The organism is Mesotoga infera (assembly GCA_011045915.1).
GTDB classification, from domain to species: domain Bacteria; phylum Thermotogota; class Thermotogae; order Petrotogales; family Kosmotogaceae; genus Mesotoga; species Mesotoga infera_D.
In genome coordinates this window covers 1-8,015 of the sequence record DSBT01000164.1, presented here as the reverse complement: position 1 = coordinate 8,015, position 8,015 = coordinate 1, and the positions used below count along the sequence as shown (strand labels likewise).

The window sequence follows — 8,015 nt, the reverse complement described above, 5'->3', positions numbered from 1 at the left end:
CGCTCCGCCACTTAAGTTCTTCAGAATTTTCGAAATCACTATCTGATCCTGTTATGGATATTATCGAATTTCATAGCGATAAGAAGCTTTGAACCCATAAACGGTTCTATTCATTCGGAAAAGTCGCTCATTAATCATCATGGGAAATTGCCTCAAGATAACCAGACAGTATAATAAACTTAGTTTCTTCACTGAAGAAAGTAAGATTGAAGAGAAATCCATACACACTAATAGTGGGTGCGCAAATGAAGAAGAAGGCTAGCAAAGAACTAATGAAGGACATAAATTTCAGAGTCATTCTAAGAAAGATCTTCGAAAACGGCGAAATTTCCCGTGCCTCTCTCGCTAAGACCACCGGACTTTCTGCCGCTACTGTAAGCAAGATTGTTAGCGAGCAGATGGACGCGGGCATCGTAAGTGAAGTCGGTTCTGAGATCTCAACCGGTGGAAGGAAACCGATTCTACTTTCGATCAATCCCTCATTCAAAATTGTATTTGGTGTCAAAATCGGTCTTGGTTACATAAACCTTGTGATTACGGATCTCAACGGAAAACTCCTCCTTTCGGGTATTGAACAGACAGAACCTCAAATACGGCCGGAGAAAGTTGTTGAGCTTGTGGCTGGCAGCCTAGATAGAATGAGAAGATCGCTGGCTATGCCTGCCGATAGGTTGCTGGGAATTGGCTTGGCCGTTTCAGGAGTCGTTGATCCGGTTGCCGGAATTGTGAGAAATTCCTTTCTGCTGGAGTGGGAAGATGTTCCGATCAGACAGCTTATTGAACAAAGAGTGGGAGCAAAGACCTATGTCATGAACGATGTGGATTCGTTTTCCCTCGCTCAGATGTGGAAGGGAAAAGCTCGTAATTACAGAAATGCAGTTTTCATTACTCTTGGCTCTGGCGTCGGCGGGGCAATCTTTCTGGAGGGCAACCTCTATTCCTCTAGAGGAGGGACAGGAGAGATCGGGCATATGACGGTAGTAAAGGACGGCCGAAAGTGTACCTGTGGAAGCAGGGGTTGTCTTGAGGCCGAGGCATCATTTGAGGCTTTGGCGAATGATATCTGGAAGTTTTCGAAGACTCGTGAGGTACAGAGGCTGTACGAAGAAATGAAGAGAACTGAGTCGTCAGAACTTGAATTCATAAGAGAGGCTCTTCGTATTGAAGGGTCGATGGACGAAGCCTTCAGAAATTACTCTGAGATAATCGGTATTGCTTTGAAGAATGTAGTAAATATATTCGCTCCAGAGTACATATTGATCGGCGGAGAGGCTCTGGAATTCAAAGATCATTATCTAAAGGAATCAATTGAAATATGTAAAGTGAACTCCTTTGGAAGAATAGTACAGGGAGTTACATTTGATATTGACGAAATGGGTGAACTGGCATGGGTATTGGGAGCAGTATACAGAGTCATTGAGGATACATTGTTCACGGTTTCCACATCACTTACTGGGGAGGTTTTAGAATGAAAAAGCTGTTGCTTGTAGTTCTAGTTATTCTCATTGCAGGTATGGCGCTTGCAGTAGAAGAGATTACTTTCTGGCATTCCTATAGCACTAATTCCGGAGAGTACAATCTTCTTACCGAGAAGATAATTCCGGAATTTGAGAAGTCGTTTCCAGAAATCAAAGTTAAGGAGACTCAGGTCAACTATGATGACATGAGACAGCGTTTGATTGTTGGTACAGCAGCGGGGGCGCTTGGAGATGTAATCAGAATGGACATAATCTGGGTTCCGCAGTTTGCAGACATAGAAATGCTAGTGCCCGTCGATGTAGTATTCGCAGAGGAATTTGACGAGATCGAGGACAGTTTTCTTCCCGGTCCCCTTTCAACCTGCGAGTGGAATGGACACTATTACGGACTTCCTCTGGACACCAACACTCAAGTACTATTATGGAACAAGAAACTCTTCGAAGAAGTCGGACTGAGTGAAGGCCCAAAAACAATGGAAGAGTTCGTCGAGTTCGCAAAACTGCTCACCAAAGACAAGGACGGCGATGGTCAGATAGATCAATGGGGCTATGCTGACAGCGGTCTCGGTCCGTGGAATTCGATCCCCTGGATTTACAGTTTTGGTGGGTACATACTGGATCAGACAAACCAGAAGGCAGAAGGCTTCGTCAATTCTGAAGGAAGCATCCAGGCGCTCCAGACTTTCAAAGATCTCCGTGACGCTGGCTTCATAGCCGACACAATAGTTGGTGGCGGCGGAATTGGCACTTTCGAAGGTTATGCTGAGGATATATACGCCATGATTCTTGCAGGACCTTGGGCATGGCCAATAATCAAAGGACAGTATCCTGACGCCGAGATAAACGCTGTGATTTTTCCTGCGGGAGCCGGAGGATCGAGATCCGTTGTTGGGGGCGAGAATATCGTCATTACCGAGACTTCAGAACATAAAGAGGCCTCTTGGGAATTCGTTAAGTACATGACCTCTTACGAAGTGCAGAAGGCTTTTGTGGAAGTCAGTCAAATGCCCGTCTTGAATTCGCTCGTTGAGGATAAGGCAATAATAGAACATCCCTACTTTCAGGTTTTCATGCAGCAGCTGAAAACGGCCGTTGCAAGATCTCCACATCCTGGCTGGAATCAGATCAACGACATAATGGACCAAGCCTGGCAAGATGTAATAGTTGCAGATTACGACGTGAAAGAATCGCTGGATTACGCCGCAGAGCAGATCGAAGAGGTAATAGCCGAGTACGAATAAGTGATCTTTTCCGGGTACGGAGAGGCTTTTCTGGGCCTCTCCGTGTTCTGTTAGAGGTGAAGAGGTTTGAAGAGAACGACGAGAAGGAAGTTTGCCGGTTTTCTATTTGTGCTTCCCGGCATGATGGCTTATCTGGTCTGGACAATCTATCCGATTCTTAATGGCTTCTATATGAGCCTTTTCAAGTGGAACTTGAATCCAAAGATTCCCAACGACTTCATCGGGCTGGAGAACTACATAGAGCTTTTTCAGGATTCACAGTTCTACGTAGCTCTAGTAAACACAATCAAGTACGCCATAATAACTGTTCCTTTTCAGATGGTTCTTGGACTGCTTGTTGCTTTGCTTCTAAATAAAGGAATGAAGGGACAGACGCTCTTCAGGCTTTTATTCTACCTTCCTGTCATAACCTCTTGGGTAGTCGTATCGGTCCTTTTCCAGTATCTATTTGCGACCCGCGGAGGTATTGTGAACTTCATCCTCAAAGATGTTTTTCATCTTATCAAGACAGATATAAAATGGCTAGCACAGACCTCCACGGCCATGATACCTATCTATGTTCTTGGAATCTGGAAGGGTATTGGTTGGACGATGCTAATCTTTCTCGCCGGCCTGCAGAGCATTCCAAAACAGCTCTATGAAGCTGCCAGGATAGACGGAGCGAACAGCTGGAAACTTTTCACCAAAGTCACGGCTCCCCTTCTCCGTCCAACGTTCGTATTTCAACTAGTTATGCTAACCATTGGCGGCTTCAACGTCTTCCTCTCTGTCTTCATTATGACCGGGGGAGGTCCACGCAACTCTACTCATGTTCTTAACACATACATGTTCAAAGAGGCATTCGAATACTTCCACTTCGGTTATGGGGCGGCTATAGCCGTTGTCTTCTTCCTAATGGTCTTCACAATATCGCAGTTGCAGCGCAGATTCCTGAAAAGGGAACCCTATTGAGGTGAGTCACTTGAAGAAGATAATCACGAGCATCATAATCTACGTTTCGCTGATTCTAGGCGCAGTTATAATGTGTTTCCCCTTCTACTACATGATCATCACTTCGCTCAAAGAATCGGCATACATATTTACTATACCGCCTCAACTCGTTCCCGATCCCGCAACGCTGAAAAACTACGTTTCAGTGTGGATAGAGGCAGACTTCAAACTCTACTTCTGGAACAGCGTGAAAATAACCGTACCGGCGGTATTGTTGAATGTATTTCTCTCTTCTCTCACTGCGTATGGTTTCGCGCGGTTCAAATTTCCCGGAAAGGAGCTATGGTTTTCTATTCTGATAGCAACTCTGGCAGTTCCGGGGCTTCTGCTAACTATACCCCAGTTCGACATGGTAAGAAGAGTGAAGTTTCTAATGGACAATCCACTTACAATTATGCTGACAAGCGGTATAGGAAGCGTTGCCTTCAATGCGTTCTTTTTGAGAGGTTTCTTTGAAGGGATTCCAGTTGAACTGGAGGAGGCCGCCGAACTGGATGGATGCAATGCGTTCAAGACTTTCTGGAAGGTGGCAATGCCTATGGCCAGGCCAGCCCTGGCAACACTGGTTATTCTATCTTTCATGGGAGTCTGGGACGACTATTTCTGGCCTTCACTCATTCTAAGAGAAAGGAGCCAGTGGACGTTGCCAATCGGCATTCTTGGATTTAGAGCTCAGCATAGCGTTCAGTGGCATCTATTATTCGCAGGTACGATGATTGCAATCCTTCCCGTACTAGTCATTTATGTCGTCTTCCAAAAATACTTTGTGAAAACGGTAGCCGAAGGAGGACTCAAGTTATGAGCGACGTTAGACTCTTCAGTCTCTTCCTAGAAACGATATCTCTGGGGTGAAACGACTCAGGCAACTGGAAATTAGTATGATTCTAGTCTTGAAGAATGTGAGGAGGACCCGGATGAATCTGCTTGAACAATCCATAAATACAATAAAGAAATACCAGACAACCTGCGGTTCGTACATTGCCTCGCCTAGCTTCTCACAGTATTTATACTGCTGGTTTAGGGACGGATCCTTCATTGCCGACGCGATGAATCTAGTAGGAGAAAATAAGTCCGCAAAGTCCTTCTTCGATTGGGGGATGAGAGTAATATCTTCGCAAGAAGAGAGAATCTCTAAGATAGTAGATAGAAGAGAAGAGATTACTCAAGAAGAGCTGCTGCCTACGCGTTATCTTCTCGACGGGAGGCTCACCCTTGACGAGTGGCCTAACGCACAGAGCGACGGATACGGCACTTTTTTGTGGGCGCTGGCAAGGTGTCCCGATAGAGAGTTCATCGAAGAACACCGCGATTCTATTGAACTCATAACGCACTATTTAGAGAAGGTGTGGAAGATTCCCTGTTTCGATGTCTGGGAAGAATCGGAAGAAGCCATTCATACATCCACGCTCCTTTCAATAGCTGCCGGCTTGAAAGCTTCAGAAACTGTGTTGGGAATAAAAACAGTCTGGAGGGAGGTAGTTGATTTCATTCTCAGATGGCTCACCGCAAATGGGAGGTTCGTGAAATCAACTTCAAATTTTGGAGTAGATAGCAGCCTCTGTTGGGCATCCGCCCCTTTCGGCCTATTCGATAACGAAAATCCTTTAGTAATCAACACTGTTGAGGAGATCGAGCGAACACTTGTGTTTGATGGGGGCGCAAAACGGTATATTCAAGATACATACTACGGAGGAGGGAGCTGGATTCTTCTATCGGCCTACCTTGCCCAGTGGTATGCGGGCACGGGCCAAATCGAAAAAGCGAGGGCGGTCATGAGCTGGATTGAAAGCAATGCAAACCAAAACGGGGAATTGCCTGAACAAGTCCCGGAGCATCTTCTGGATGAAGAAATGTACAGACCATGGGTTGAAAGGTGGGGAAATATCGCCTGTCCTTTGCTCTGGTCGCACGCAGGCTATATAAGTCTTTCAAAGGAGCTTTCAAGAAAATTATGAAAGCCAAGCTGTTATTCTTGGTCGTTGCTGTACTTTCGACCTTTTTGGGAGGTGCGGAAATGGATGTCAATTTCAATAAAGCTTTCTACGAGCCTGGAGAGTTGCTCATTCTGCAGGTGAAAGGCATGGATCGACCAATGGATTACACAGTCAGCGTGTCGAGAAATCTTGTGCAATGTGTTTCTCTTTCGGGCAGCGTTTCTCATGAAAATCCTGTGATCGAGATTTCTCTTCCCTATGAAAAGGGAGGGTATGGCCTAGACGTGACCTTCGACAATAATTTGACTATAAGCAGGGGGTTCTCGATCCTTGATAACTGGCTTGAATCGCCAAGATACGGTTTTCTCACGGAATTCTATTCCGATAGAATTGACATAGAAGTGAACATGGATTATCTGGCCCAATACCACATCAACGGCCTGCAATACTACGACTGGATGTACGATTACGGAAAGCTCGTCTATGAAGAGGGGACAGTATATAAGGACGCATGGCAAAGAGTTAGAGAGATCTCTACAGATGTTATAAGAGACTTAATAGATGCCGGACATAGGAGGAACATATTTTCCATGGCATATGTTGCGCTCTACGCTGTAACGAGGGAGCTCGGCGAAATGAATCCTGACTGGTTGCTTTATGAAAAGAAGGGCGATGAATGGAACGCTGTAAGTTTCTACGAAAGGATTCTGCTCGCTGATAACAGAGCATCTTCCGGCTGGACGGCCTTTTTGCTTGAAGAGTGCGCCAAGACCATAGATCTGGGTTTCGACGGAATCCATCTGGATCAATATGGCTATCCGAAAGACAACGAGTCCTTCACGCTGGAAGGAGAACACTACAAGCCTTATAAGACTTCATTGGCCTTCATGGAATTCTTCGACTCTCTAAGGGGCAAAGTTGACTCCAAGGCCGTATTCTTCAACTACGTGAACAACTGGCCCAAGGAGATACAGGATAGAGCAAATCTAGATGTAGTGTATATTGAACCATGGGAGTCGTGCAACACTTATGCTGACCTCCATGCGATGATAGTTGACGCGAGAAAACGAAGCGGGGGCAAACATGTGATTCTCGCAGCATATATAAAAGGAGCAGCTGAAAACTCGATTCTTCTTGCAGATTCATTGATCGCAATCAGCGGAGGAAGAAGGCTTGAAGTAGGGGAGTTCATGAGAATTCTTTCGGGTCCGTATTTTCCCGGGGCAGATGTTGCAACGGAATCCCTTCTGAATACGCTGAGAGACTATTACGACTTTCAGGCAAGATACGAAGACTTTATTGAAGGGGACTTCATTGATGGTGAAGAACTAACTGTTGGAACGACTTGCAGCAGTACACCTCAAGCTAATTCAGTGTGGCTTACTGCGAAGAAATCCGACGCTGGCATAATGATAAATCTAGTGAATCTCACTGACATACGCTCCGATCTCTGGAGAAGAAGACAGAGAAGACCAAAGTTCCTGGAAAATTTGAGTTTGAACATTCCAAGAGCATGGGTTTCCGGAGGAGCGGCAATATACTTCTGCTCGCCCGATGGTTTCCTAAGACAGATACGACTAGAAGCTCACCCGGAAGGCGATCACGTTTTAGTGAAGCTCCCACAATTGAGATTCTGGACATCAGTTCTTATCGTTGAGCAATGAAGAGGACGGGCATTCTTCCTCTCCCCCATTGTGGACTCAATTATATGCTTGCGTCAACAGTCTTTTGCATGAGTTTGCGATAAGTTGTTCAAGTTAGAGTACATGGAGAAGGACTTCATTCTTAAAAGCTCTGCAGAAGCCAGTTTTCCCAATTAGTGACTAGAAAAGATTAAGTCATGACTCTCTTTAATGCAGTCTAGAATCATCCGCCGCAGAACAGTCTATCTTTCTCGTAAAGCCTTTCCTAATTCAACTAACCTTGTCATCCCTCAGAGCCTTCCTGAGTAGAGAGCCATGAATCCCCGATTCTGTCATCCCGTAGAGCCAGCGCTGGAATCCACTCACTTAGCCTGCCCTGAAAATGTTCTGTTCAGGGTCATCCCGTAGTGGTTCTGTATGGGATCTGGTCTTGAAAGCGCACCAAAGATCGATATTCTGGCCAGGTACGCGCCAGAATGACATTTGGGGAATGATGTCCGTGAGATATTCCGATAGAGCCTGCCCTGAAAAGCTTGTCCCAATGAGCCTGTCCTGAAATGATCCTGTTCAGGGATCCTGTTCAGGGCAATTGCACGGAATCTGGCCTTGAAGATCCGCTGCACGCTTAAAAGCGGCGAACCCGCTGATCGCTGTGAAATACGGTAACCGTTGACCGTGCAAGAGGAAAAAAACGTTTCTTCGTTCCAGAGCAAGGATCTGTTCCTCGTT

The 8,015-nt window shown here is 45.7% G+C and carries 6 protein-coding genes; all 6 read left to right on the top strand.

Annotated elements, in window-relative coordinates; translation table 11 throughout:
* Positions 1-245 precede the first annotated feature (245 nt).
* The 6 genes from ENN47_05810 to ENN47_05785 all read left to right on the top strand — a co-directional run bounded on the left by ENN47_05810 (position 246) and on the right by ENN47_05785 (position 7,307).
* Positions 246-1,472, top strand: coding sequence for an ROK family transcriptional regulator (locus ENN47_05810; GenBank protein ID HDP77688.1), 1,227 nt, complete (start codon positions 246-248; stop codon positions 1,470-1,472).
* A complete protein-coding gene (locus ENN47_05805; protein HDP77687.1) occupies positions 1,469-2,719 on the top strand; it encodes an extracellular solute-binding protein in 1,251 nt (416 codons plus the stop codon). Before ENN47_05810 ends, ENN47_05805 begins: the two co-directional genes overlap by 4 nt.
* A gap of 120 nt (positions 2,720-2,839) precedes the next feature.
* Positions 2,840-3,670 (top strand): sugar ABC transporter permease, encoded by an 831-nt coding sequence (locus tag ENN47_05800; protein HDP77686.1) that lies wholly within the window; start codon positions 2,840-2,842, stop codon positions 3,668-3,670.
* A gap of 10 nt (positions 3,671-3,680) precedes the next feature.
* Positions 3,681-4,511, top strand: coding sequence for a carbohydrate ABC transporter permease (locus tag ENN47_05795; protein ID HDP77685.1), 831 nt, complete (start codon positions 3,681-3,683; stop codon positions 4,509-4,511).
* 76 nt (positions 4,512-4,587) lie between these two features.
* Positions 4,588-5,664, top strand: coding sequence for a glycoside hydrolase family 15 protein (locus tag ENN47_05790; GenBank protein HDP77684.1), 1,077 nt, complete (start codon positions 4,588-4,590; stop codon positions 5,662-5,664).
* Positions 5,661-7,307 (top strand): hypothetical protein, encoded by a 1,647-nt coding sequence (locus ENN47_05785; GenBank protein HDP77683.1) that lies wholly within the window; start codon positions 5,661-5,663, stop codon positions 7,305-7,307. The genes ENN47_05790 and ENN47_05785 overlap by 4 nt, the downstream gene beginning before the upstream one ends.
* Positions 7,308-8,015: the final 708 nt, after the last annotated feature.